The organism is Paraburkholderia sp. BL6665CI2N2, from assembly GCF_004366535.1.
Classification (GTDB): Bacteria; Pseudomonadota; Gammaproteobacteria; order Burkholderiales; family Burkholderiaceae; genus Paraburkholderia.
On sequence record NZ_SORC01000001.1, the window covers coordinates 3023407 to 3049381 of the forward strand.

Genomic DNA, 25975 nt, shown 5'->3' on the forward strand with positions numbered 1-25975 from the left:
CGGCTTTTCTCTTGACGCTTGCCGATGCTCGCTTCCTTTATCGCCGCTGTTTTCGTCGTGTTGTGGTCGACCGGTTTCGTGGTCGCCCGCGCGATTACACCGTATGCGGATCCTAACCTGTTCCTGCTCGCGCGCTTCGGCGGCACGGCGCTGATATTCGCGCTGGCCGCGCTGTTTGCACGGGCCGCGTGGCCCCGCGGGCGCGACTTCGGCAAACATCTGGTAGCGGGCGCGCTTCTGCAAGGCGTCTATCTCGGCGCGGGCTACTGGGCCGTCGCCCAAGGCTTGAGCGCGGGCGTGATGGCTTTGCTCGGCGCGCTGCAACCGCTCGCGACGGCCGCGGTTGCGGCGCCGCTCTTCGGCGAACGCCTGTCGCGGCGCGGCTGGACCGGCATGGCGCTCGGCCTTGCGGGCGTCGTGCTGGTGCTCGAACCGAAGCTGACGGCGGCCACCGCACCGACGCCGCACGGCAGCGCGCCCACCTGGCTCGTCGTGCTGATTTCGATCGCCGCGATCGGCGCGATTACGGCGGGCACCTTGTTCCAGAAGACTTCTTTGGCCAAGGCCGATATTCGCAGCGCGAGCGCGGTGCAGAACTTCGGCGCGGCGCTTGTCGCGGCCGGGCTTGCGCTTGCGCTCGGTGAACATCGCTGGATTGCGTCCGCCACGCTGTGGGGATCGCTCGCGTGGGGGATCGTGATGCTTTCCGGGATCAGCGTGACCTTGCTGGTGTGGATGATCAGACGCGGCGACGCGGCGCGCGCGACTGCGCTGATGTTTCTCGCACCGCCGCTCGCCGCGCTCGAAGGCTATGTGGGCTTCGGCGAGACGCTGGTGCCGCTGCAGATTGCAGGGTTCGCGGTTGCGTTGGTGGGCGTCTTGCTCGCGCGGTCGTGATGGGCGGCTTGCTCAAAACGAGCGGCGCGGGCCCGACGAGTACCGCCTCGAATCAATCCGCCGTGTCCGCTCCGGCCGGCACTTTGGCGCGCGCCTTGCTGCCGGGCGCAGGCGCCCACACCGGGCGGCTCTTGCGCGCCGAATCCACCACGGCAATGTAACGCCCCGCCCACGGCGTCACCTGTCGATCGCTTTTCAACACCCACAGCGACTTACCCGACTCGACGAGCGCAACATATTCGGCGTCGAGAATGCCGTAGTGATCGATAAACGAATTGAGCGACGCGGGAATGCGCACGCAACCCTTCGAGTGACGCATGCCGAGCAGCGATTCGAGATGGTCGGGATCGGTGGCGTGCATCTGGAAACGCATCTGCGACATGCCGCCCTTGCCCCAACCGCGCTCGCCCTGGGCCCAGCCGAGGTCGAAAATCCGCATGTCGCGCTTGCCGTAGCCGCGAATATGGTTTTCGTTCTGCGTGCCTTCCGAACGGAAATCCATGTTGGCCGGCGTATGCTCGAATACGCCGAGTGGCGTGATGAAGTGGTCGTATTCGCCCGGCTGCCCCGTCGAAACCGGCGACGCGCCGATCATCTGCCAACCGTCGGCCGGCGCGGCCCGAAAATAGATGAAGAGCGCCTGCACATTGGCATTGCGATCGACCAGCACGACATACTCGCCCGACAGATCGCCGAGCATGTGCGCACCGAGCGCGGCTACCAGCCGATCGGCATAGGCTCGCTGATCCGCGGCCGGCACTTTTAGCGTGCGTGTGACGTTCTGCGCGAACACGTCCCGCAGCATGAATGCGCGACGCGGATCGACCACGCCGGCGGCATCCGGCGCCGCGACAGCCGACGCGCTGACGGCAACCACCGGACGATCCGCCTGCTTTGGTGCCGATGCCGCGACGGGCGCCGAAGCTGCGACCGCCGCGCCGCATGACGCCATGCAAAATGCGGCGCTCAACGCGCGTGCCAAACGGCGCAAGGAAGGCAACGCGCGTGCGATGCCCCGCACGGAAAGTCGATGCGGCATACACGACACGTCGCGCGGACGATCGACCGGCGCGAAAGACAGATGGTCTATTACAGGCTGGCCAGGCCGCTTGGTGTGGTTCATCGCGTGTTTGAGCAAACCTGATTATTATTGACTGCTCGCCGGCTCATGCGGCGCTCTCAGAACGAGGATGTTACTAAGCACATTGCGATCTGTCGATGAAGATTCGCTGACTCATTGATACCCCTGTAATAAGCGGACGTCTTTGCCGGTCAAAGCGGCGGATTTAAAGCGGTGCGAAGGTGAATTGAACCCGGGCCGGTTACGGTTCGATATGTGCGCGAGCGCGCAAGGAGCAAAAAGGAATCATGACGCAACACGATCCAGTCGCACGCCAGGCAAGCATCTCTGAGGAAATGCACATCAGCGCCGGGTTCGATGCTGAATATGAAATCGAGCGCCGGGTGGCCTTTCTCGCGAATTATCTGCGTAGCAGCGGCCTGAAAACGTACGTGCTCGGGATCAGCGGCGGCGTCGACTCGACAACCGCGGGGCGGCTCGCGCAACTCGCGGTCGAGCGATTGCGCGCCGAACATTACGACGCGCACTTCGTCGCAATACGTCTGCCTTACGGTGAACAGAAAGACGAAGCCGACGCGCAGCAGGCATTGCGCTTTATTCGCGCGGACGAAAATCTCACCATCGATATCAAAGCCGCGGCCGATGCCATGCTCGCCGCGCTCGATCAAAGTGGCCTGCTCTACAAGGACGAATCGCAACAGGACTTCGTGCACGGCAATATCAAGGCGCGGCAGCGCATGATCGCTCAATACGCGGTGGCGGGTGCGCGGGCCGGCGTGGTCATCGGTACGGATCATGCGGCCGAATCGGTGATGGGCTTCTTCACGAAGTTCGGTGACGGCGGCGCCGATGTGTTGCCGCTCACGGGGCTCAATAAGCGTCGCGTGCGCGCGCTGTCCAAAGCGCTGGGCGCGCCGGAAGCATTGGCGCACAAGGTGCCGACTGCCGACCTCGAAATGTTGCGGCCGCAACGGCCCGACGAGGATGCCTATGGCATTCCATACGACGCTATCGACGACTTCCTGGAGCGCAAACCGGTGAGCAATGCGGCGCGCGAGACCATCTTGCGCTTTTACGACGTCACGCGTCACAAGCGCGCGTTGCCGTACACGCCGTTCGATTGGCCGGCGCAGACAAGCGGAGATTGAGAAAGGGATGGGTATGCGGTGACGCGCCGAATGCGCCGTGCTGGGCGCTGCGCGGCGTGTCAGCTACGCGCGCTCTCGTCGCGCAACGCATTGAGGGTGAATCGATCGCGCCGGGTGGTTACTGAGCCGCCGGCGGTTCGTCGGTGAACAGATCGGCGCTGGCTTCCAGCGTTTGACCGCCCAACTGCTTGCCGTGAATCTGCCGCGCGATCACTTCGCCTACATAGGGCACTTCGGCGTCCAGTTCGACCGTGGCGTACGCACTGGGCTTGCCGGCGTCGACCACCTCGATGTTTTTCGCGTAATGCCCAAGTTCGTGCTTGAGGAACTCCCGCACTTCCTGCTCGCTGCACGATTCCGCGATGTTGCGCACGATCAGGTTCATGCGGCCTACCCTCTGCGCGCGTTGCGGCCAGCGCCACGATCCGCGGACTGCACGCGCACAGGGCGCAATGCGGCACGCTGTTTCGCCTGCTCGGCAGCGAGTTGGCGGATCAATGCAGCACCGGCGGCGCCCAAAGCGGCCAATGACAGATAGAAGGCGATCATTTAATTCTCCCCTGCGAGTTTCGTCCTGTACTCAGGATAGCCACAATCGACAGTAAAAGCGATGTAACACAGTGTCGTCAAAAAACGGACTTAAATATCGCCGTCAATGCACTGTACCTGAATAAGCGGCGTCAAAAATAGCAAAACAGCTGTTCATTTCCCGTGATAGGCCCGGCAACCGCATGGAACGCGGGCGCTGAATGCAAAAACCGGGCCGCGACACGCATCGCCACGGCATCCTGCGGGGGACCTGCGCAAAAGGCGGGCTGGTTGTCGCGATCAGTCCGCCGCTTGCACGTTGGCCGAACTCACCCACCATGCGTTCTTGCCTTGCGGCAGCTGAACCAGCACCGCGGACGGATCGTCGACGCCGTCATCAGCAATTTCGCATACTGCCAGACCGTCGGGCAGGCGCTTCACCTCGCCGGCCGACTGGAACAGCGCAACACGTTGCGCGCTCAACGGCCGCAACTGGCGGTACACGTCGAAGCTGATGGCCGCGGGCACATCGCCGCGAATCTTTAGCGTGTCGGCCTGGCCGCAATGCACTGGCTCGGCGGCGAACACCGCAGCACTGCCGAATACGCAGCCGATAGAAAGAGCCATGGCGGCAAGACGTGAATGGATCATGATGATTCTCCGAAAACTAGATGGGGTCACGGCCTGCGAGTTGCAAGCCGCGCGGCTGAATAGATGCCAGATGCGCATGAACGAAGCAGGCGCCGCAAACGAGGCGGCCGGCTTCATGGCGGGTTGTCGCGGCCGGCGCCATGACCGTTGTCGCCACCGGTGGCCACGTCGAGCCGGCTGACGTCGCAGGACGTTTGACTGAAGCCCGAATAAACCACCGACCAGTTGCCGATAATCGCGGCTTGCGCTTCGGCGAGGCTCAGTTTGCCTTCGCAGACGCAGCGCTTGAGCATGACTGCCGCGCGCGCCTTGCGGCGCTCGCCCTGATGGCCGGCCCACGGCAGAAGATCGAGATTGGCGCGAGCGTCCGGCGAGCCACCGAGCACGATGGGCACGCGGCGATCGAGCGCGAAGGAGGCGCCGTTGTCCGCGTCGATGCCGCGCGCGGCGAGCATGCGGTCTTTGTGCGCCATCAGTTCGTCGAACGGCGGGGCGACCGTGTCGGCGTAACCGGGACGGCAAATCGTCTCCCCTACCGATTGCTGCGTGACGCGCTCGTCGAGCATGACGGCGTCCTGCGCGCAAGCGTCGACCGTGCGTAGCATCACCAGCGCCGTGAAGCCAAGCGCGAGCGCAAAACGCGCAGTGCCGCGGGGACGCGCAACACCGCACCGGCGCGCGAGCGCCGGCAAAGCCGTGTCGTACGTACTGCTGGTCGCGTCGCTGGAATACTCTGTGCGACGCCTGTCTGCAATGCCTGCGTTCATTCGTCGGCGCGCCGGGAGCGGCACGCAATAGTTCAATTCGCAGACTAATTAAAACACATTCAATATGGATAAGTAAAAAAGCCTGACTACGCGCGCCGCGCGCATAGGCCGCATTTAGCCGATTTGGCAGGCTGAGGAAACCGGCGGCGCGACCGCTCGCGCGTCGCCGGTCCCGGCCCGTCTGATAGCCAGACGCCCTCGCGATGCCAGGGCGTCCCGCACGCGCCGCGTCCGCGACGCGACGCGTCGATTCGCCGCTACTGCGGCACACGCGCCTGCAGTGCGCGGATACGAAACAGCGCCTGCGTGTTGGACACCGTCGTGTCGTACATCGTCGCGAGATCGGCCTTTAGCGCGGTGCGCGATCCGCCGTCGAGATAAATCATATGTCCCGAAGGATAAAAGCGCGCCGACAGGTTCTGCCGGACCTGCTGGCTGAGCAACGGCATTTGCTGCAGATCGAGTACGGTCTGATAAAACGGCGTGACGAAATCGAAGAAGCCGTTCGCCGACAGCACCTTCAGATCGGGATTGAGCGCCATCACGGCGGCCAGATCGCCGGCGGTGTACAGAATGATGTTGCCCTTCGAGTCGACGCCCTTCTGCGCGCCCGTCGGATCGATGTGGCTGAAGTCCCAGTACTTGAAGGCCTGGTCGTTCAGATCCGTGAACGACGAATTCGACGTGTACTTCAGTTGTTCGTTCAGATACACGTTCCACATCGTCGTGTAGACGCCGGTGACCGCCGTCATGGTCGGGTCGTTGCCGCCGGAATTCGGGTCGATCTTGCCGGCAATGCCCGTGCCGATCGCCGTCACGCGGCCGTCGTACTCGCCGAGCGCAAGCCCCTTGGATTTCAGCAGCGTGGTGAGGAACAGCGAATTGCCCCGGCTGTCGTACGAGGCGACATCCAGGCTCCACGCGAGCAAGGTCGTTTTGTCGATGCCCGTGTATTCGCCGAGCTTTTCGACCGTGGCCGCATCGGTGGTCGGAAACTTGCGCAGCGCGGCCAGATAGTCAGTGCGCGCGAACTGCGCGACTTCTTCGGCGAACGTGCCGAGATCGGTCGGTCGTGGCGCGATGCCGAGCTTCTTGTGATACCACGCGTCCGCGGCGGCCGTGGGCAGCGCGCCGACCGGGTTGCCGGCCTGCGTGTAATCGAGAATCGACGATTGCAGCGTAATGCCGTTCAGATCCACGCCGTCTTCATGCAAGCGGTACGCCAGCACGCAACTGCGCGCCGTGCCATACGACTCGCCGAACAGGTACTTCGGCGAATTCCAGCGGTTGTTCTTCGTCAGAAAACGCTTGATGAACTGCTTGATCGAGTCCGCGTCCTGGTCGACGCCCCAGAAGTCGCGGTTCTTCTTCGGTGCGATCGCCGCCGAGTAGCCGGTGCCGACCGGGTTGATGAAAACGAGGTCGCTCTTGTCGAGCAGGCTATCCGGATTGTCTTCCATCGAATACGGCGCGGGCGGCGTGAAGCTCGGCATCGAGGTCTTGATGCGACGCGGCGCGAACGAACCCAGCAGCACGAATACCGACGACGATCCCGGGCCGCCGTTATAGAAGAACGTGACCGGCCGGGCTTCTTCCTTCTGGTTGTCCTGCGTGAACGCCACGTAGAACATGCGGGCTTCCGGCTGCGAACTACTCGGATCGACGATCACGAGGTGGCCCGCGGTTGCCGTGTAGTTGATCCTGTGCCCGCCGATGGTGACCGAGTGGTGCGTGATGGCGGCGCTTTCATCGGTTGCGGTGACGGAATCGTCAGGCCCGTTGCCGTAAGCGACCGGATCGAAGAACGGCTGATCTTTGGCTTTGTGCGGCGCGCTGGCCGGCGCGGGCGCCGGAGCCGGCGTGCCCGAAGCATGCGAATTGTGCGACGGCTGCGGACTAACAGAAGCTGACTCGGTATTCGTCATGATCGCTCCATGGGTTCGTTCACGTCTTTTGTGCGCCCCGAAGGACTTTCTTCGGGGCGTGTGTTGCAGACTATAGTGCGGCCGCCACCTTCTGACCATTGGGACTGCCGAGCCCCGTGCAGGCGTCCCAACCCGCGGATGCCGCGAAACTGCCGTTGTTGCCTTGCGTGATGTCGTTGCACGCGCCCGCCGCCTTATACAGCTTAGGGTTGATGAAGCCGGCCGGCTGCCCTTTCGCCGCATTGATGCGCGCAATCAGGGCGGCCCACAGCGGCGCGACCGCGCTGGTGCCGCCGACCACCGTCTGCGTACCGTCGATCAATACACTGTAGCCGGTCACCGGCGAAGCGTCGCCCGCCACGTCGGGCACGCCGCGCCCGCTGAGCGCTTTCTTGCCGCCCTTCGTCGACGTGGCGGACAAGCCCTTCTGCCAGACCGGCAGAGGGAAAGCCTGGCTCACGCCGCCGCCGGTCGCGCCGCCTTGCGCGCCGTCGTTCCAGACTGCCTCGTGTGAGATCGCGGTGCCCGACGCGGTCAGGCTCGTGCCGCCGCAGGCCAGCACATAGGGGCTCGACGCGGGGAAGTCGACCTGGTCGCTGCCCGTGCCGTCGCTCGAACCACTGTCGCCCGACGCCGCGCAGACCGTCACGCCAAGGGTTGCCGCTGACTGCAGCACGCTGTTGAAGGCCTGCAACGACTGGCTGGTCCAGTTCGACTCCGGACCGCCCCAACTGATCGAAATCACCGACGGTTTGTTGGTCGTGTCGTGCACCGCGCGGCTCACCGCGTCGATAAAGCCGGCGTCGCTGTTCTGCGTGAAATACACCGCGATTTCCGCCCCAGGCGCGATTGCGCCGACAATTTCGATGTCGAGCGTGACTTCGCCGTCGGGTCCATTCGGATCGCCGGTGGGCTGGTTACTGCCTTGATCGACGCCGACCGACTTCACCTTGGGCGACGCAACGCCGAGACTCGCGAAATAGGACTTGAGATCGCTGGCGTTATACCCGCCGCCCAGTTCGATGATGCCGACGCACTGCCCGCCGCCGTCGCCTTGTGGAAAGTGGTAGAGCGACGCCAGCTGCGGAGGCGTGAACGAAACCTGATGACCACGGGCCGGCTGGAACGGCGGCCGAATGCGAAAGTGCGGCCGCGCCTGCGGGCGGTTGTCGAGGCCGAGCACGGCCTGCACCACGCCGTGCAGATCGTCGGGCACGCTGATCGCGCCGGTGCGGCCGCGGAACTGGCCAGACGTGTGATGTTCATAGTGTTCGAGCTTCACGGCGAACGCGTCCTGGAACTGGGCAATCGTGCCGCTCAGCAGCACCGTGCGCGCGGCCGGATCTTCGCGCACCACCGTCAAACCGTGCGCGCTGGCGAAGGCCTTGACCTTGGCGATGTCGTCCGGCGCGGCGCCGTAGTCCTTCGCGAGCGTCTCGCGCGACAACGGCTTGACGCTGGGATCGCCGGCTTCGATCTTGCTCATCAATGCGTCGAATTGCGCCTGCTGTTGACGGCGCAACATGACGAATACCTCGATCCGCTCCCTGGGATCGCATTGCCCGACGACTTTCGAACCCTGTTCCACTGTTCGCTCACTGCCTGGCAGCGGCTGCTTATTGACCATGGTGTCGACTCTCCAGTTAGCGTGACGGCGGCTTTCACGAGTTGGATGCACGCGCCACGCGCCTCTCACAACCTCATCGCCTGAAGGCAGCGGCAAGTTCGCTGTTTCAAGGACGTCAAAACGGTCCGACCAATCCATTCAAACACAGTTCCGGCGCGCGCGGCAGTTGTCCGAATGGCTAACGCCGCGTCGCCGCGATGCGCATCTTTGGCCGCTCGCGCTATGATGCTGCAGCGGCAATCCAGCCGTTACATTGCCTCGCGCGCCATCCGCGCGCACGATCAAAGAATCAGAGGAAGCCCCATGTCAATTTCGATGTATCAAGCATCACTGCCCGTATTGATTCGCGGCCTGACGAACCTGCAGGTCATTCTGGGCAAAGCCGAAGCGCATGCCGCCGCGAAACAGATCGAGCCCACGGTGTTCACCACCGGCCGGCTCGCACCCGACATGCTGCCGCTGACGCGCCAGGTCTATATCGCGAGCGACACCGCGAAGGGCTGCGCCGCCCGGCTGGCCGACGTCGAAGCGCCGAAGTACGACGACGTCGAGCAGACTTTTGAAGAACTGATTGCCCGCCTTCAAAAGACGATCGATTATTTGAAGGAATTCAACGCTGAGCAGATCGACGGCTCGGAAGAACGCCCGATCACGCTGAAGCTGCGCTCCGGTCCGGTCGAGTTCACAGGCCAGTCGTATCTGCTCGGTTTCGTGCTGCCGAACTTCTTTTTTCACGTCACGACGGCGTATGACATCCTGCGTCACAACGGCGTCGATCTCGGCAAGCTCGATTATCTCGGCGGCATCAAGTAAAGCGCGGGCCTGCGGACTCGAAGTTGGCGCGGATGCGGCAACGAGCGCTCACAGAGAGAGGCCTTTGGGAGCGGCAAAGATCGGCTCCCCGGCCGGCTCAAACGCGCGGCTGGAACGCGATGATCGCCATGCCGGCGAGCGTGAAAGCCACGCCGGCAGCGTCCCACAGCGTGGGGCGCACCTTGTCGACGCACCATAGCCAGGCAATCGCCACCGCTACATATACACCGCCGTAAGCCGCATACACGCGGCCTGCGGCGGTACCGTGCAGGGTCAGCAGCCAGGCGAACAGCGCGAGGCTCAACGCGCCCGGCACCAGCAGCCAGATGGAACCGCCCTCTTTCAGCCAGCGCCACGGCAAATAGCAACCGACAATTTCGGCAATGGCGGTCACGGCATAGAGCAAAAAAGTTTTCATCGAGTGGGAAAACGAGTGATTGTGCTGCCACGAACAAGGTCTGGCGCTCTATTGGCTTTATTAACACAATCACTTTGCGCGCGGGCATGCCGCATGCGAGAGTCTTGGCATTTCCTTCAATTGCCAATGGCCATGAGCATCGCGTCACCCTGCATCGACATCTGCAAGTTCGACAGCAAAACCGGCTTCTGCATAGGCTGCATGCGCACGCGCGACGAATGCAAAAGCTGGAAGAAGATGAAAGACAAGCATCGCCGGAAAATCATCGAGGACCGCTCGCGGCGCGAGCATAAGCTGAGCAGATAAGCGGGCTCTCCTGCATGACGCACGGCCGGGCGGTCTGGAGAAGCGCCGCGCCCCATCCGGCCAGATTCAGTCCAGCGAGAGCCGCAACGCAAAGCCGATCAGCGCGGCCGAGAAGGTCCAGCGCTGCAGCGTTTGCGCTAGCGGATGGGCGCGCATCCAGCCGGCGATCCGCGCGGCGCCGATCGCGTACAGCATGTCGAAACAGGCGCCGATAGCGAGCAGCACCAGACCGAGTTCGACCATTTGCAAAGCCACCGGCCCCGCCTCCGGACGCACGAACTGCGGCAGCAGCACAGAGCAGAACAGCAGCGCCTTCGGGTTCAGCAAGTTGGTGAGCAAGCCCTTGACAAAAGCAGCCCGCAACGGACGAGACTCGACGCTTGCCGTCGCCTCCGCGTGGCCGCCGGCGGCATGCCCGCCAGGCAGCGCGAACACCGGCGACCGAAAGATCTGAATTCCCACCCACGCGAGATAAACCGCGCCGCCATAGCGCACCACTTCGTATAACCACGGCGCGCTGCGCAATAGCGCGGCCACGCCGCATGCCGAGAGCGTAACGTGCGTCGCGCGCGCGAGCCCGAGGCCGCCGGCAGCCGCGAAGCCGCTGCGCACGCCGCGTCCGATACTGGTTTGCAGCACCAGCGCCATGTCCGGTCCAGGCACGGCATAGACGACAAAAAGCGCCGCGATATACACGGCCAGCAGATGTGCGGAAATCATCGAATTCTCCTGTTTTCAAGGCTCTATCTTGCTATCGTCGGCGGAGGGTTTGCTGGCGAATTACCGGCCCTGAGTGCTCACCCGTGGAGGAATGCGCTAATATTGCGGCCCGAGCACCGGCTTTCCTCCAATCCGTCATCAGCACCACAGAGCCATGACAACCGACCTCGATAAAACCGACCGCGCGATCCTCGCCGCGCTCCAGAAAGATGGCCGTATGTCCAATGCGCGGCTGGCCGAAACGGTCGGCCTCAGCGAAACGCCCTGCGCACGCCGGCTGAAGCGCCTCGAAAACGATGGCTATATCGACCAGTACCGCGCGATGCTCTCGCGCTCCGCGCTCGGCTTCGGCGTGGTCGCGTTCGTCTACGTGCGTTTTGCCGTGCACGACCGCGCGGTGGCGACGCGCTTCGAGCGCGAGGTGCAGGCCATCCCGCGCATCCTCGCGTGTCACAACGTGTCGGGCAGCGCCGATTACATCCTGCAGGTGGTGGCACGCGATCTCGACGACTACGGCACGTTCATGCGCGATGAAATGCGTAGCCTGCCGGGCGTGACTTCGGTGGAATCGGCACTGTCGTTGCGCGAAGTGAAGGCCAACGGCGGCTTGCCGCTGTCCTGAACGCTAACGTGGCATAGTCACCCCTTTAAAACGGCGCGAGCCGACCAGTTGAACACGGAGTTCTCATGGATCACGAACAGGCGCGAGCCGAAGAAACCGCGGCAATGCAGCGTGTATTGACCGCGACCCAACGCGTGCAGTCGGCGTTCGCGTCGCTGCAATCGCAATTCCCGCCGGCCGGCAGCGGCACGCCTTCGCAATTCGCGCTGCAAACATTCGACGCCGCGCTGCAGGAGCTCGAAGACGCGCAAGCCGCATTCGACGAACTGCTTGGCGATCTGCTCGACGGCAATCGTTGAGACATTTGAAGGCGTGCTTCGCGGTGTAGCGACAGCGAAGCGCGCCCGAACATCGACGCCATCACTCGAGCACGCTCGCGCGTGGTCGCGCGTCGCAATGCGCGACAACCGCCCTGTGTTTTCGTCGGCGCGGGGCGGCGGATCGAGCCGAGTTACGCACGCGTCGCGGGCCGCTACATCGGCTCAAGCCGCTCTCACCAGCAGCAGCGGAAAAAAGCCTTCATTAGCCTTTCTTTTCTATCGAAATTGAAAGACAAGACGCCTTCCACAACCACAACGTGGCCTGGCACACACGCCATCAAAGAATATTTGCTTCGTTTAACGAAGCATGTTGACTTCCGCTTGCAGCAGTGCCTAAAATTCGCCGTCTTCATAAACGAGGCCCATGCCTTGGACACCAGCAGTAGTCGACCTTCGAACAGTTTCACTGCCTGACCGGCCCGACGCCCGCGCTTTATTTCTCAGCCGCCGTCTTGCCGACAGGCAGACGGTGCGCGCCGCAGTAACTCACTCCGTGCACCTTGACTAGCGCCATCCGGCCGCGCCGTGCTTACGCACATGCGTCCCGCCGATTGGCATCCCGTCGCGAGCCTTCGCTCGCGGCAGCGTTCGCTCGCACCGTTTCGATTCGTTCGACATGCGGTGCGGCCGAGCGCGTGGACCAACACGTGCGTACCGAACGCCGATAAGGAGCCGCCATGGACAGTGACAGTTATCCCATATGCCGCCTGGTTGCCGCCCAATGGCCGCTCAGTCACGACCGAGCGGACAGGCAAACAATCATTTGCCCAAGGAAAGCGAGTAGACCTGCTTCGCCGCGCGCCTGACGCGCCGCGCTCCGTGTCTGCTGGCTTTCCGCAATCCGCGTCAAGCCCTACGCCCGGAGAAAAAACATGTACCTCGCCACTCTCGTACCGACACGGCAGCAAACCCACACCCATAGCGACGCCGCCCTCGCACTGCACGGCGTCAAGCCGCACTGGCTCGCCGTGGCCTGGCACCGCGTCAGGGCGCTCGTTTTGCGTGCCGTCTCGCGGTCCGCTTCGTAAGCACACACGCTCAGCGCGTCTTCGCGTTTCCGCCCGCGCCGCCGCCCCGTTCGGCCGCGCATCCGGCGGATCCTGAAGACGCCCCGCTCAATCCAATCAAACCTACTCAGGCGGCCAGCATGTCCACTCCAATCAACGTCTCACCACCCCGCAGCGCCGTTCTCGACGACGCGCACCTCGGCGACATCAAGGGCGCACTCGGCACCATCGCCCATCACGACACGGGGGCGCGCAATAGCTGGTGGGCCCGCGTGCGCACGTTGCTCGCGATTCTCGGGCCCGGCCTCATCGTGATGGTCGGCGATAACGACGCCGGCGCCTTCGGCACCTACACGCAAGCGGGACAGAACTATGGCACCACCTTGCTGTGGACCATGCTGCTGCTCGTGCCCGTGCTGTTCGTCAATCAGGAGATGGTGCTGCGTCTCGGCGCGGTGACCGGCGTCGGTCATGCACGGCTGATCTTCGAGCGCTTCGGCAAATTCTGGGGAGCCTTCAGCGTCGTGGATCTGTTCATCCTCAACGCGTTGACGATCGTGACCGAGTTCATCGGCATTACGTTCGTGCTCCAGTTCTTTGGCATTTCGAAGGTGGCCGGCGTTTGCATCGCCGCGGCGGTAACCATGGCCGCGGTGAGCACGGGCGACTTCCGGCGCTTCGAACGTTTCGCGGTGGTGCTGTGCGTGATGAGCCTGTTGCTCGTGCCTGTGCTGGTATCGATTCACCCGCCGGTCAGCCAGATGGCGCACGATTTTCTGATCCCGGGCTGGCCCGCCCAATCGAAACTGAGCGACGTGATGCTGCTCGTGATCGGCATTGTCGGCACCACCGTCGCGCCGTGGCAATTGTTCTTCCAGCAAAGTTACATCGTCGATAAACGCATTACGCCGCGCTTCATGAAGTACGAAAAGGCTGACCTGTGGATCGGTATCGTCTTCGTGATGATCGGCGCCGTGGCCATGATCTCGTTTTGCGCGGCGCTCTACGCGGGTAAGCCCGAGTTCGGCCATTTCACCGACGCGGGCGGCGTGATCGCCGACCTCGAAAGATATGCCGGCCGCACGCCCGCCGTGCTGTTCGCCGTGGCGCTGCTCGACGCGTGCATCATCGGCGCGGCGGCGGTGTCGTTGTCGAGCGCCTACGCGATCGGCGACGTCTTCAAGATTCGCCACTCGCTGCATCGCGGCGTGTCGGACGCGAAGGGCTTCTACCTCGTCTATTTCGCCATCGTGGCGGCCGCGGCGACGCTGGTGCTGATTCCGGGCAGCCCGCTCGGCCTTCTGACGGAAGCGGTGCAGACGCTCGCCGGCGTGCTGTTGCCGAGCGCGACCGTGTTTCTGCTGCTGTTGTGCAACGACCGCGCGGTGCTCGGACCGTGGGTGAACTCGAAGAAGCTCAACGTCTTCACAGGCGCAGTGGTCTGGGTGCTCGTCATGCTATCCATCATTCTCACGGCTTCCGTCATGTATCCGGACATCACCGGCGAAGTCATGCTTGAAGTGCTCGCAGCCGGCACGCTGATGGCCGTGGCAGGTTATGCGGCCACCGTCGTGGCCCGCAAGCTGCGGCGGAAATCCGGGAGCGCAGTGGCTCAGGAAAGCGAATTCGGGTGGTCGAAGGAAACGCGCGCAGCGTGGCGCATGCCGCCTCTGGACGAGTTGCCGGCGCCGCAATTGACGCTGTCCAAGCGGGTCTGGATGGGCGTGCTGCGCGGCTATCTGATCGTGGCGGTGGCGCTGGTGATCGTGAAGGTCGTGCAAATGGCGCTGCTGCACTGAATCGATAGCGCCCAGCCGGCGGCCGGGCCTGCCTCGGTCAATCAATATCCGTTTCGATGACCGCTTCGCAGAGAATCGGAAAATTGACCGAGTTCGCGATATAGCACTTCTCGTGCGCCACGTGATGCAAGCGCGCGGCGAGTTCGGCATTACCGCCCGCGCGAATCACGACGCGCGGGCGCAGCACGATCTGTGAAAAACGGCCGTGTTTCGGGTCGTCTAGCATGGTGCCCTCGGCGTCGTCGCGATACGCCGTCACCGTGATGCCGGCATCCGCGCATAGATGCAGATACCACAGTTTGTGGCAGGCGCTGGCCGAGGCGACCAGCAGGTCTTCGGGGTTCCAGCGATTGGCGTCGCCGAGAAAGGCGGCGTCCGATGAACCTGGAATCTCCGGCTTGTTGCCCGCCGCTATCACATGATCGCGCCCGTAATCGCGGTAGCCGGAAGTGCCGCTTCCGCGATTGCCGGTCCATTGCACCGACACCTTGTATTTGTGCTCGCCGTACGCCATGCCCATCTCCTTGCCGTCGAATCGGATCCGCTTGCCGAGGCGTGCATTTTATCCGCGGCGCTTACGCGATGGACACGCCCCGCTTGCTGACTAATTCCGCGGCGGCGTCGGCGCGCCCCTGCCGGCGAAATTCGGCACGCGCGGGTCCGGGTTCGCGTTCAGGCTCGTGCCGTTCGCCCGCATGGTGTTGAGTGCGGGACCGGCTCTTACGCCGCCCGCCGTTCCCGCACCCGGCGACATCGGGCTCATGCCGGCGGCCGTCGACGGACCCGTTCCCGCTGTGGCCCCCGCGTTGTTGGTCATGCCGGAAGGCGCACCACTCACGGCAGCCGCTCCGGTGGCGCCTGGCTGCGTGACCGACTGCCCGTACGCTGCGGCAACGGCACCGATCATCATTGCCGACGCCGCGATACTGCCCTTTACGATCTTCATAGCCCACTCCGTTACTTCGTCGAATTGCGCGAGCGCGAGGTCCGTGTTGCCCGACCGCTCAAATAGTAAGACGGCGCCCGGCCCGCTTCGTTCGCCCGCCGTACGACCCGGCCGATCCGCACGCAACCCAGCGTCCACTGGATGACACGCGGTAAACGCTCGACTACGTCCACACCAGGCTGCTGAAACTGGCCGAGGGTTTTCAGGCAACGACCGGCGCACGCCTGGCGAGCATCCGCCACGACCGCCTGCAACCTTTCCTCGACGAACTCAGCGACGAAATCCGAACGTGTAACCGCTCGCGCGAAAGCGTACAAATCCTTACAAAGCAGCACGCAGCCCGTGTGCACCGAACGCACTTTCGCGGCGTTATTGCAGGCACCTACCCGCGGAGTCCGCCATGAACACGAATCTCACTTCCAGCCAACCGCAACGCAGCCGCATTCATCCGCTAGTTGCCGGCGCGGCTGTCGCCGTCATCTTGGCGAGCGCAACCGGCATCGCCGCGATGACCGGTTTACTCCCGACTTCGCACGCCGTCACGGAACCCGCGCTGCCGGTCACGGCAGCGGCGGCGCCGCTCGCCAGCACGCCGCTCGCCAGCACGCCGGTCGCCAGCACGCCGGTCGCGGCGCCGCAAGCGGCTCCGGTTCAGCAGACGGCGCAGCAAACCGCCCCTGCCCGGCCGCCGGTTCATCATCCGCACCACGCGACGCCGGTGGCTGCGCCGAATTCCGCAAACAATCAGGGCTACCAGGCACCTTATGACGCCGCGGCACCGCGCCCGGTCGCCGCCGACCCGTACGCGGGCGAAGTGGTCGCCATCAATACAGTGCAGGCGCCCGAGCCGACCACGGGCCTCGGCGCGCTGGGCGGCGCGGTGGCGGGCGGGCTGGTCGGCAACCAGATCGGCGGCGGCCGCGGCAAGATTCTCACGACGATTGCGGGCGCGGTCGGCGGCGGCCTCGCCGGGAACGGCATCGAACACGCGGTGCGCAAGCAGACCACCTACCAGGTCCAGGTCCGCATGCAGGACGGCAGCTACCGCAACTTCAGCTACCCGACGCAGCCGGCCGTGCAGATCGGCCAACGCGTTCACGTCTCCGGCGATTCGCTTAGCGCTTCGTGAACCTGCGGCCGGTGTCCAAAAAGGAATAAGACGGCTCCGTCGCGCGTTATGATCAATCGTTACGCCAGAACGGCTGATCGCGCACGATGGAGCACGCCTACATCCACCTCTTGCACCAGTTAGCCGGCCATCCCGGCTGGACGCTCACGGTCATCTTCCTGGCGGCGTTTCTGGAGTCGCTCGCCGTCATCGGCACCTTCGTTCCGGGCAGCACCGCCATGTTCCTTGCCGGCGCGCTGATCGGCACCGGCTCGCTGAGTCTCGGCTGGGCGCTCGTGTGGGCGATCGCGGGCGCCATCGCCGGCGACGGCATGAGCTTCTGGATCGGCAGCCGTTACAAGGACCGCATCGTCCAGTTCTGGCCGTTCCGCAAACATCCCGAGGTGCTCGAGGCAGGCCACCGCTTCTTCCGCAAACATGGCGCGAAAAGCGTCGTGCTGGCGCGCTTCATCGGCCCTTTGCGGGCAATCGTACCGGTGGTGGCGGGCATGCTGGGCATGCCGCCGCTGCGCTTTTACGCAATGAACGTACTGTCGGCGCTGATCTGGGCGCCGGCCCATATCCTGCCGGGCATGATCTTCGGCGCCTCGGTGCTGCTGGCCGGCGCGGTGTCGTTCAGACTCGTCGTGATCATCGCGCTGCTGGTGGGGATTGTCTGGCTGAGCTTTCGCGCGGCGCGTTTTCTGCTCTCGCACGCCAATGCGTGGTCGAGCGCGGCGGGCGAACAGCTGGGCAGTTGGGCCTGTCGGCATCCGGGTCCGTTCGGCCGTTTCGCGCGCAAGATGCTCGACCCCAGTACGCCTGACGCCAGCAGCATCCTGCTGACGTCGCTGGTCGTACTCGTGTCGGGCGCGCTTTTTTTCGGCGTGCTCGACGACGTCGCCAGCGGCGATCCGCTGACGCAAGTGGACGTCTCCGTCTATCACTTCCTGCAGTCGGTACGCACGCCCTGGAGCGATACCGTTCTCGCCGGTCTCTCGACGCTCGGCAGCAGCATCACACTCGCGGCGCTGGTCGTGACGGTCACGGTGTGGATGCTGCTGGAACGGCGCTGGCGCACCGTCGGCTACTGGCTCGCGGCCGTGGTGTTTTCCCAATTGCTGATCTACCTGCTGCAGTTCGCGATGCACCGCGCGCCGCCCAATACGTCGCTGATCGGCGCCTATGTGTTTCCGAGCAATCACGTCGCCGCAACCGTCATCGTGTACGGTTTCCTGGCGTTTCTGCTGGCGCGCCGGGTCGAGAGGCTGGAAGGGGTGCTGGTGGCGGCCGCGAGTGCGATCGTGGTGATCCTGGTCGCGCTCGCGGGATTGTACTTCGGCAGGTACTGGGTGTCCGACGCGCTCGGCGGCGCCGCGCTCGCCTACCTCTGGGTGGCGATCGTTGCGTTGACAGCGATGTGGCGGCACCCGGAAACGCCGCCCGAACGTGCGTTCATGCCCGTCGTGGTGCTGGTGGTCGTGCTGCTCAGCGTGGGCGTCCAGGTCGGCTTCAACATGCCCACGCCGCCGCCGGACAGCGCGCTGCGCCCGCCTCCCGTGCTGGTCTCGCAATCGCAGTGGACACTCTCCGTATGGAAGCGCCTGCCGTGTTACCGCTCGGACATGGGCGGCGATCGCAAGGAGCCGCTCACGCTGCAGTGGGTCTCGAACCTCGATTCGATCCGCGGACAGTTGCGCGCCCAAGGCTGGGTGGAAGGCACGGACGTCTCGGCGCACAGTCTGCTCTCGCTAGCCTCGCCCAATGTGGCGGCGGTGTCGCTGCCGGTCTTGCCGAAGCTCAACAACGGCGTGCCGTCTTCGGTGGTGTTCATGCGTCCGGGCGACACGCGCGACGAACGCGACGTGCTGCGGTTCTGGCCCAGCGGTTACGCGGTGGGCAACGGCACCTCCGTCACGCCGCTATGGGTCGGCGCTTTCGCGCACGAACGGCTGTCGCGCGCGTCGTGGCCGATCAACATTCTGCGGGTCGACAGGGAGATGACCTCGTTCGATGCGCACGAGAAATCGAGCGCGGGTCTCGGCGCGGAGCTCGTTGCCCGAGTCAGTTGCCGCGGCGTGCCGGTGTCGCTGCTCGCTTCGCCGACGGAGTGAGCGCGTTCGCTGCTCCAGCGAAGAAATCCTTCTGCGCTCAATCAGTTATGCCGCTTGGCCAGGAGTTGTCCACAGGGATGTGAACAATTTCTGTGGATAAATTCGCCCGCGACGCGCAAGAGCTACAAACATCTGTTCCGTTCGAATTTAACAACCTGGTTGCTGGCACACGGCCTGCGGTGGTCCGCATCATCGGGACACGGCAGGTGTTTTGCGTGACCATTCAGGGCGACTCCGGTCGCCTTTTTTATCTTGTCGCTTGCTGCGCGTTCCCGGATTTGTCCGATGTCAGGGCTGCGTACACGACCCGCGCATTGATTCTGCATGTCGGCACAATTCCCATCCTGATCTGCAGACACTCTCTCGTTGCCCGCGCCGACGCCAGCCCGGTGGCCCGTGTTGACGCGTGATGCATAACATGCTCAGGACGGGTCGATAACCGTCAATGCAACTGGACGCCGCTGACATTTCCCAGCGTTATTGCGAAATAGTCCTGCTGACTATCGAACGACTATCCCCGATGATTGAAAAAACTCGGGGAAGAGGTCAAACGATGAAAGCTGTACGCTGCGACAGGTATCCACGTCTTACGTATCCACGCCTCACGGCTCCTGTCTTTCCCGTGCGGGCCGCATCAGGCGCGTCGTGATTGATGGAGTGCGCCCGCTTCGATCTGCCCATGCCCGGCGTGGCGCTTTCACCGGAAAGCGTTGAACGTCTGATGGCCGAACCCTGGCGCTACGGGTTTATTTCCCTGCTGCGCCGTATCGGCGCCGATCCCCGCATTGACCCGGTCGGCACCGCGCGGCGTCCGCAGGCGGAGCCGTTCCGTCTCGGCCAGGCACCGAGCCTCGCATTCGCGCCGCGCGAGATTGCCGACGTGCGTGAGGTCAACGGGCGTCTGAAGATACGGCTTCTCAGTCTGGGCATGTTCGGGCCGAACGGGCCACTGCCGATTCACATCACCGAGATTGCACGCGAGCGTGAGCAGAACCGGCGGGATGCGACGCTCGTCAACTTCCTCGACATCTTTCACCACCGCTACCTGACTCTGCTGTACCGGGCGTGGGCCTCCGCACAGGCCGCGGCGGGGCTCGACCGGAAGGATGACGAAACATTCTCCTTTTTTGTCGCGAGCCTCGCCGGCCACGATCCCGACGAAATCGCCGGCCGGCCGTTTCCTGGCCATGCGCGCCTCGCCGCCTCTGCGCATCTGGTGCGCGAAGCGCGTAATCCCGACGGCCTGCGCGCGACGCTTGAGCAGTACTTCGGCGTACCCGTCGCAATCGAGGAATACGTCTTTCACTGGCTGGAAATGGCGCCGGCCAGCCACAGTTATCTCGGCAAGCCCGTGGAGTCTTCGACGCTTGCGATGGGCGCGATGCTCGGCGAGCAGGTGCCGGACCGCCAGCACCGGTTCCGCATTGTCCTGGGGCCGCTCGACTTGGCGGTGTATCTGCGTTTCACGGCGCAGGGCGTGGACCTGCCGAAGCTGGTCGAATGCGTGAGGGAATTTGTCGGGCGCGGCTACCGGTGGGAACTGGAACTGCGCATCAAGCCACAGGGCGCACCGCCTGCGGTGCTGGGTGGAACAGAAAAACTCGGCTGGTCCAGCTGGCTTGGACAGGCGCCCACGGATGCGCCGATTACCGGCATGCGCTTCGAACCGGAACATTACGTGGAGCAGTTGGCGAGGCGATCCGTACCGTACCGTCAACGCCCGGAAACCGGCGCGGGTGATCTGCTGGCGTACTACAACGAGGAGTTGCTGTACCTGCGCGAACTTGCCGCCGAGTTTGCACAGGCGCATGTAAAAATCGCCAGGCGTCTGGGCATGCAGGCGGGTGAAATCGGCGATAGGTATGTCGAGCGGCTCGTCCAGGCATTCGCTTTCATGTCCGCCCGCATGCGCATGAAACTGGACGCAGCGTTCCCCGACTTCACGCGCCCCCTGCTGCAATGCCTCTATCCGAATTACCTCGCGCCGACGCCATCGATGGCGGTGGCACGGCTATACCCGGATCACGCCAGGAGCAAACTTGCACAGGGGTTCCATGTGCCACGCGGCAGTCCGTTCGCCTCCCCCGTGCCGCAGGGCGGCGGCTGCGTCTGCCAGTTCCGCAGCACCCAGGACGTCACGCTCTATCCGCTGGAAATCGTCAGCGCCCGGCTCACCGGCATTCCGCCCGATATCTCCGCGCTTGACCGCTACGTGCGCCCGGACCGGAACGTACGCTCCGCGTTACGCCTGCGGCTGCGAGCCACCGGCAGCGCCACCATCGGACAGCTGCGCGGTCTGGATCGCCTGCCGGTCTATCTGGCGGGCGACGTGCGGCTTGCCTCCCAACTGTTCGAACTCCTGCATACCGGGGCGGCCGCATCGGTACTCGCCGCGCCGGGGAGTTCTGCCACTGCCCAGGAGCCGCTGCACGTGGTGCGAAACCAGGCCGTGATGCATGAAGGCTTCGGCACGGATCAGGCAATGCTGCCGCTTGTCTGGCCGAAGTTTCACGGCCACGACCTGCTGCACGAATATGCCACCTGTCCCGAGCGCTTCCTGTTCTTCACGCTCACCGGACTCGAGGCGGGCCTGCGCCGGATCGAAGCTCAGGAGGTCGAGATCGTCGTGCTGCTCGACCGTCCGGCAGGCGAACTGGTCAACCGGGTCGATGCCTCGCATTTTGCGCTGTTCTGCACCCCTGTCATCAACCTGTTTCCTGTCACGATAGACCGGCTCGAACTGCCTGAGAACAGCACGACAGCATCCCTGCATGTCGATCCACTCGCGCCCGCTGACTACGAAGTGTTTTCAGTCGGGGCACTCTCGGGATTCGAAACCAGGGAATCCGCGAGTCTTGAGTTCCAGCCGCGGTATCCGACACTGGCGCGCGACGAGAACAGCACCGGCCGCTATTTCGTCACCCGTCGCGAGCCCGCCCGGGGCACCGATCTGGCGCGTCGCTACCAGACACGCGCCACCTACGCGCCGGGCGACACACTGGTGTCGCTGGTCGATGCGAACGGCACGCCCGCTCATGACAATATCCGGTTCATCACCGCGCAGGTATGGGTGACGAATCGCGATCTGCCGAACCTGCTGGCCGTCAACGGGGTGGACGATCTCAGCACGGTCGTCAATGCACCGCTTGCCAGCGTCGGACTGATACGCGCGCCGGGCACGCCAAAGCGGCCGCTTGCACAGGGCACCACCGCCTGGCGGCTGGTGCGCCAGCTCAATTTCAATCATCTGCCGCTGGAGGACACAGGCGGCGCGGGACTGCGCGAACTGCTCCTGCTCTACCGGACCGGCGACAACCCCCGCTTCGTGAAGCAGGTGCAGGCAATCACAGGCGTGCAGATGCAGACGGTGACGCGCCGCCTGCCCGGTACCGGCGATCTCGTCTTCGGCTGCGGCACCGGCTGCACGCTCACCGTCGACGAAGGAGCGCTTGCAGGTGAAAGCCCGTATCTGCTCGGCGTGATCCTTGAACACTACCTGGCGCGCCACGTCCCGATGCATACCTTCATGCAGACCTCGATGCGCTCGGTACAGCGCGGCCCCGTCGCGCTCTGGCCGCCCCGCATGGGCACCCGCAGCGCGGCCTGAGTGGCCTGAGTGGCCGTCAACCGCATCCATTCATTCTGGAGGAAGGACACTCATGCTGGATTTCTCGACCCGCCGCACCATCACCGTAAGCGGCGCGGCGCTGCCGGAATCGCCGTCGGGCGAGCCCGCACTCGTGCTCAGATCAATCCGTGGCGAGGAAGCCCTGTCGGAAATCTACACCTACACGCTGGACATGGTGACGCCGCAAGACCTCGACATGTTCGGCGACGACGCGGCGAACCTCGACCTGCGTGCCATGATCGGCAGGCCGCTGACCGTGGCTATCCAGCTTGAAGGAATGAGCGGGGTTGCCGGCCCTTCGTGGATGTCGAACATCGGCTGCGGCATGCGTGAGATCAGCGGCATCGTGACCAGCGCGCGCTTTGTCGAACAGCAGGACCGGCAGAGCCATTACCGGCTCACGCTGCAACCCGGCCTCTCGCTTGCCGGGCAGCGCTCGGACTACCGGATATTTCAGCGTAAGAATGTTATCGACATCATTCGTGAAGTGCTGCGCATCTATCCGTTTTCCTGCGCCTGGCGCACCAGCCGGATATACCCGCGACTGGACTATCAGGTCCAGTATGGCGAAACGGATTTGAATTTCGTGCAGCGGCTGATGGCTGAGAACGGCATCTACTGGTTTTTCGAGCACTCGAAGGGCTATCACCGGATGGTGTTCGTGGACCACGTGGGCGCGCACAAGCCGGTGCAGAGCGAGGCGTATCACACGCTCGCGTACTACCCGCCGGGCCACAGGATCGACGCGGAGTATATCGACGCGTTCGATATCGCCCAGACGTTGCAGTCGGGCGTCTGGACCACCGGCGACTATGACTTCAAGCAGCCCGAAGCCAATCTCGGCGTGCGCAAGGTCCAGCCGCAGAAGACGATCCACAATGATCTGGCGCGCTACGAGTGGCCCGGCGACTACACCGACCCGGCCGAAGGCGAGAAGTCCGCACAGATCCGCATCGAGGAACTGTTCGCGCGCGGCGAGCGCGCCGAAGGCCGTGGCGCGCTGCGCAATGTCGTATGCGGGACGACCTTCCATCTGGAGAACCATCCGTATCGCAACGCGAACCAGGAATACATGGTGATCCGCGCGAAGCTCGATGCCGAAGAGACGATGGAATCGACCGGTCCGGGCGTCTACCGGTTCGACACCGACTTCACCGTGCAACCGGCGACTAATGTATTCCGTCCGGCGCGCACGGTCCCGAAGCCGCGCACCACCGGACCGCAGAGCGCCGTGGTGACGGGCTTCGATAGAAACGTCGTGTCCACCGAGCCGTACGGCCGCGTGACGCTTAAATTCCGCTGGGACCGCTCGCCGAACCGGGACGAGAATTCGTCGTGCTGGGCGCGGGTCATGTCGCCGTGGGCGGGCAATGGTCACGGGGCCATCAGCCTGCCTCGCATCGGCACGGAAGTGATCGTGGATTTCATCGACGGCGACCCGGACCGGCCGTTCGTCATCGGGCAGGCCTACAACGCGGACAACATGCCGCCGTGGCCGTTGCAGGACAACCATGCCCTGTCAGGCCTGCTCAGTCGCAATCTGGAAGGGAGCGGGTCGAACCAGTTCGTTGCGGACGACACACCGGACCGGTTACAGGCGCAGGTGACGAGCGATCAGGCGAACTCGCGGCTGGTGGTGGGTTACAACACGCGCATCGTGCCCGGCGAGGGACGCAAACAGGCGCGCGGCATCGGCTGGGAACTCGCCACCGACTCATGGGGCGTGGTCCGCGCAAACCGGGGCATGCTGGTGACCACCGAGACGCGCAGCGGTGCGCAGTCGCCCGCCAAGGACATGGGCGAGACGGTGCAGCGCCTGACGCAGGCGCGCGCGCAACACGAGGACATGGCGCGGCTCGCGCAGCAGCACAACGCGCAGTCGTCCGACGCGAGCCAGCACGACACCGCGAAAGCCATCAAGGCGCAGAACGACGCGATCCGGGGCGACACCGCCCACTGGCGTGAAAATCCGTTCCCCGAAATGACGCGGCCCGATCTTGTCGTTGCGAGCGCGGCGGGCATCGGGATGACCGCCGCGCAGGGAACACACATCGTGAGTGGACAGGATCATGCGGTGACAGCAGGTCGCGACGTGAGCGTGTCGTCCGGGCGCTCACTGTTCGCGTCGGTGCGCGGTGCGATCTCGATGTTCGCCTACCAGCTTGGGCTGAAACTGATCGCCGCGAAAGGCCGCGTCGATATCCAGGCGCAGAGCGACCAGATCGCGCTCGCCGCCCTGAAGGACATCACGGTCAGCAGCACGGACGGCAAGGTCGTCATCACCGCGTCGAAGGAAGTCTGGATCGGCGCGGGTGGGTCGTATATCCAGATCAACGGCAGCGGGATTATCAATGGCTCGCCGGGGGTGATTCTGGAGAAGGGGGCGAACTGGGATGTGCCGGGGCCGTCGCTTATGTATCCGCGTCTGCCTCAGTTGGCGACCCATCCTATTGTTTTTTCCTGCGCGGCCTTCTCATCGCTTGAGGCAGGGGCCGCAAGTCCAGCCATGGTATCGGCTGCCCCAACAACCTCGACACCGGCCGCGTCACTGCCGACGGAAGAGTCGCTCGCCGTGGCATTAGGCACCGTGCCGCACTCGGACTTTGCACCTCTGGCACCAACCGAGGCGAGCAGAAGAAAGGATGAGCTTTGCACTTGGCGTATGGATGACGTTGTCGAGAACGTCAGAAGGAATGTGGACAGTGCTAATTACCTTGCCGTCAACGCAGACGGAACACCTTTAATGTCGGGTGAGACCCAGTACATGGCGAATTACGAAAGTTTTTGCGGCTTTTTTGAACTTGCTTACGATTCAAAGAGAAACGCTATTACTGCGACGGTGAGGGTATTGACCAAACCTAAACAAATCAGGGAGTCCAAACCCGACGGGACGTCAACGCTTGTGCCCTACAACCACGACAAGGACCAGTTTCCGACACGGTTTCCAAATCGGAAGATGGAAGACCGGATGGTCGAGTCGATCTCTCAGTACCTCATTGACACCAAGGCAAAGGTGGAAAAAGACCTTAATCAGAATGGGTATCAACTTACCATTGCCGATTGCGTGAAAGGCGGCGCCTGCTCCTGCCGGATTCCTGTGACATTTAAAGTGGACCTTATGACCACCGACCCTAAAAATCTCGCCCATACAAGTGTCAATATCCACGTCAAGTCGGAACGTGCAGATTCGGCCAATTGGTCAGAGTTGGTGACGGGCACAATCCAGGGGCGTCAATATGAAGTCAAAACGCATCACGTCGAAACGCATGAGGTTGGACATCTGTTTAGCTTTCCAGACGAATACTATTGGGCTGGTGGCGCAGTTCATAAACAGTACATCAAATCCGACAAAACCGTTGATGTGCCACTGGCAAAAAACAATCCCAACAAGCAGACGTGGCAGGGTTCGACTACAGGGACTTTGATGGGGCAAGGCGTTTATCTTCCGGTATCACAAACGCCCAGCTACTACCTCGAACATATTTGCGAATGGTTCCGTAATAAAAACGGGGTTACATGGAAGGCCGTGGAAACGAATAAGGCGTAAATA

24 protein-coding genes and 1 pseudogene are annotated in these 25975 nt (G+C 63.5%); 14 read left to right on the top strand and 11 right to left on the bottom strand.

Going from position 1 to position 25975, the window contains the following annotated elements; genetic code table 11:
* The first annotated feature begins 24 nt into the window (after positions 1–24).
* On the top strand, positions 25–897 hold the full coding sequence (locus B0G81_RS13445) for a DMT family transporter (protein WP_134136160.1): 873 nt from the start codon (positions 25–27) through the stop codon (positions 895–897).
* Positions 898–949: 52 nt separating this feature from the next.
* Here the strand turns inward: B0G81_RS13445 and B0G81_RS13450 are convergent, their stop codons facing one another.
* Complete coding sequence (locus B0G81_RS13450) at positions 950–1936, bottom strand: L,D-transpeptidase (protein ID WP_134143100.1); 987 nt, start codon at positions 1934–1936, stop codon at positions 950–952.
* A 329-nt stretch (positions 1937–2265) separates the two neighbouring features.
* Here B0G81_RS13450 and nadE point away from each other — a divergent pair, with 329 nt between their 5' ends.
* Entirely contained in the window at positions 2266–3126 is an 861-nt protein-coding gene (gene nadE / locus B0G81_RS13455; protein WP_134136162.1) for an ammonia-dependent NAD(+) synthetase, read from the top strand.
* 118 nt (positions 3127–3244) lie between these two features.
* Here nadE and B0G81_RS13460 read toward each other — a convergent pair whose 3' ends face one another.
* From B0G81_RS13460 to B0G81_RS13480, 6 genes are all read right to left on the bottom strand, one after another.
* Positions 3245–3511 carry an RNA-binding protein gene (locus tag B0G81_RS13460; RefSeq protein WP_106286333.1) on the bottom strand — a complete coding sequence of 89 codons (267 nt, stop codon included), beginning with the start codon at positions 3509–3511 and terminating at the stop codon, positions 3245–3247.
* A 5-nt stretch (positions 3512–3516) separates the two neighbouring features.
* Positions 3517–3675: a hypothetical protein gene (locus B0G81_RS43620; RefSeq protein ID WP_166678989.1), complete on the bottom strand. Its 159-nt coding sequence runs from the start codon at positions 3673–3675 to the stop codon at positions 3517–3519.
* A 279-nt stretch (positions 3676–3954) separates the two neighbouring features.
* Positions 3955–4305: a hypothetical protein gene (locus B0G81_RS13465; protein WP_106286348.1), complete on the bottom strand. Its 351-nt coding sequence runs from the start codon at positions 4303–4305 to the stop codon at positions 3955–3957.
* Positions 4306–4418: 113 nt separating this feature from the next.
* Entirely contained in the window at positions 4419–5072 is a 654-nt protein-coding gene (locus B0G81_RS13470) for a hypothetical protein (RefSeq protein ID WP_134136165.1), read from the bottom strand.
* Positions 5073–5329: 257 nt separating this feature from the next.
* Positions 5330–6997, bottom strand: a complete 1668-nt coding sequence (locus B0G81_RS13475; protein ID WP_134136167.1) for a peptidase S1 — start codon at positions 6995–6997, stop codon at positions 5330–5332.
* A gap of 70 nt (positions 6998–7067) precedes the next feature.
* Complete coding sequence (locus B0G81_RS13480; RefSeq protein WP_134136170.1) at positions 7068–8624, bottom strand: S53 family peptidase; 1557 nt, start codon at positions 8622–8624, stop codon at positions 7068–7070.
* A 303-nt stretch (positions 8625–8927) separates the two neighbouring features.
* Here B0G81_RS13480 and B0G81_RS13485 point away from each other — a divergent pair, with 303 nt between their 5' ends.
* Positions 8928–9437, top strand: coding sequence for a DUF1993 domain-containing protein (locus B0G81_RS13485; protein ID WP_134136172.1), 510 nt, complete (start codon positions 8928–8930; stop codon positions 9435–9437).
* A 97-nt stretch (positions 9438–9534) separates the two neighbouring features.
* Here B0G81_RS13485 and B0G81_RS13490 read toward each other — a convergent pair whose 3' ends face one another.
* Entirely contained in the window at positions 9535–9855 is a 321-nt protein-coding gene (locus B0G81_RS13490) for a YnfA family protein (RefSeq protein ID WP_116121219.1), read from the bottom strand.
* A gap of 132 nt (positions 9856–9987) precedes the next feature.
* On the opposite strand from B0G81_RS13490, the gene B0G81_RS13495 reads away from it, so the two are divergent.
* Entirely contained in the window at positions 9988–10161 is a 174-nt protein-coding gene (locus B0G81_RS13495; RefSeq protein ID WP_106286349.1) for a DUF1289 domain-containing protein, read from the top strand.
* Between the two features lie 66 nt (positions 10162–10227).
* Here the strand turns inward: B0G81_RS13495 and B0G81_RS13500 are convergent, their stop codons facing one another.
* Complete coding sequence (locus B0G81_RS13500) at positions 10228–10881, bottom strand: LysE family translocator (protein ID WP_134136174.1); 654 nt, start codon at positions 10879–10881, stop codon at positions 10228–10230.
* A gap of 154 nt (positions 10882–11035) precedes the next feature.
* Between B0G81_RS13500 and B0G81_RS13505 the strand changes: the two genes are divergently transcribed.
* The 4 genes from B0G81_RS13505 (at position 11036) to B0G81_RS13515 (ending at position 14629) form a co-directional block, all read left to right on the top strand.
* Positions 11036–11503 carry an Lrp/AsnC family transcriptional regulator gene (locus B0G81_RS13505; RefSeq protein WP_012426651.1) on the top strand — a complete coding sequence of 156 codons (468 nt, stop codon included), beginning with the start codon at positions 11036–11038 and terminating at the stop codon, positions 11501–11503.
* Between the two features lie 65 nt (positions 11504–11568).
* Positions 11569–11802 (top strand): hypothetical protein, encoded by a 234-nt coding sequence (locus B0G81_RS13510; RefSeq protein WP_106286340.1) that lies wholly within the window; start codon positions 11569–11571, stop codon positions 11800–11802.
* A gap of 893 nt (positions 11803–12695) precedes the next feature.
* On the top strand, positions 12696–12851 hold the full coding sequence (locus tag B0G81_RS43625; protein WP_166678990.1) for a hypothetical protein: 156 nt from the start codon (positions 12696–12698) through the stop codon (positions 12849–12851).
* 119 nt (positions 12852–12970) lie between these two features.
* The gene (locus tag B0G81_RS13515; RefSeq protein WP_134136178.1) at positions 12971–14629 is read left to right on the top strand and encodes an NRAMP family divalent metal transporter; all 1659 of its coding nucleotides are present in this window, start codon (positions 12971–12973) and stop codon (positions 14627–14629) included.
* Positions 14630–14666: 37 nt separating this feature from the next.
* Here the strand turns inward: B0G81_RS13515 and B0G81_RS13520 are convergent, their stop codons facing one another.
* Positions 14667–15143 (bottom strand): OsmC family protein, encoded by a 477-nt coding sequence (locus B0G81_RS13520; protein ID WP_134136181.1) that lies wholly within the window; start codon positions 15141–15143, stop codon positions 14667–14669.
* 90 nt (positions 15144–15233) lie between these two features.
* The gene (locus B0G81_RS13525) at positions 15234–15575 is read right to left on the bottom strand and encodes a hypothetical protein (protein WP_134136184.1); all 342 of its coding nucleotides are present in this window, start codon (positions 15573–15575) and stop codon (positions 15234–15236) included.
* 400 nt (positions 15576–15975) lie between these two features.
* On the opposite strand from B0G81_RS13525, the gene B0G81_RS13535 reads away from it, so the two are divergent.
* The 6 genes and pseudogenes from B0G81_RS13535 to tssI all read left to right on the top strand — a co-directional run bounded on the left by B0G81_RS13535 (position 15976) and on the right by tssI (position 25972).
* Positions 15976–16704, top strand: a complete 729-nt coding sequence (locus B0G81_RS13535; protein ID WP_134136188.1) for a glycine zipper 2TM domain-containing protein — start codon at positions 15976–15978, stop codon at positions 16702–16704.
* 86 nt (positions 16705–16790) lie between these two features.
* On the top strand, positions 16791–18797 hold the full coding sequence (locus B0G81_RS13540; protein ID WP_134136192.1) for a bifunctional DedA family/phosphatase PAP2 family protein: 2007 nt from the start codon (positions 16791–16793) through the stop codon (positions 18795–18797).
* Positions 18798–18889: 92 nt separating this feature from the next.
* Complete coding sequence (locus tag B0G81_RS13545; RefSeq protein ID WP_134136197.1) at positions 18890–19207, top strand: hypothetical protein; 318 nt, start codon at positions 18890–18892, stop codon at positions 19205–19207.
* Positions 19208–19449: 242 nt separating this feature from the next.
* Positions 19450–20475, top strand: a pseudogene (gene tssG / locus B0G81_RS44160) (type VI secretion system baseplate subunit TssG); the annotation flags it as partial.
* Positions 20476–20538: 63 nt separating this feature from the next.
* On the top strand, positions 20539–22404 hold the full coding sequence (gene tssF / locus B0G81_RS13550) for a type VI secretion system baseplate subunit TssF (RefSeq protein ID WP_243856766.1): 1866 nt from the start codon (positions 20539–20541) through the stop codon (positions 22402–22404).
* 52 nt (positions 22405–22456) lie between these two features.
* Positions 22457–25972, top strand: coding sequence for a type VI secretion system Vgr family protein (tssI, locus tag B0G81_RS13555; RefSeq protein ID WP_243856436.1), 3516 nt, complete (start codon positions 22457–22459; stop codon positions 25970–25972).
* Positions 25973–25975: the final 3 nt, after the last annotated feature.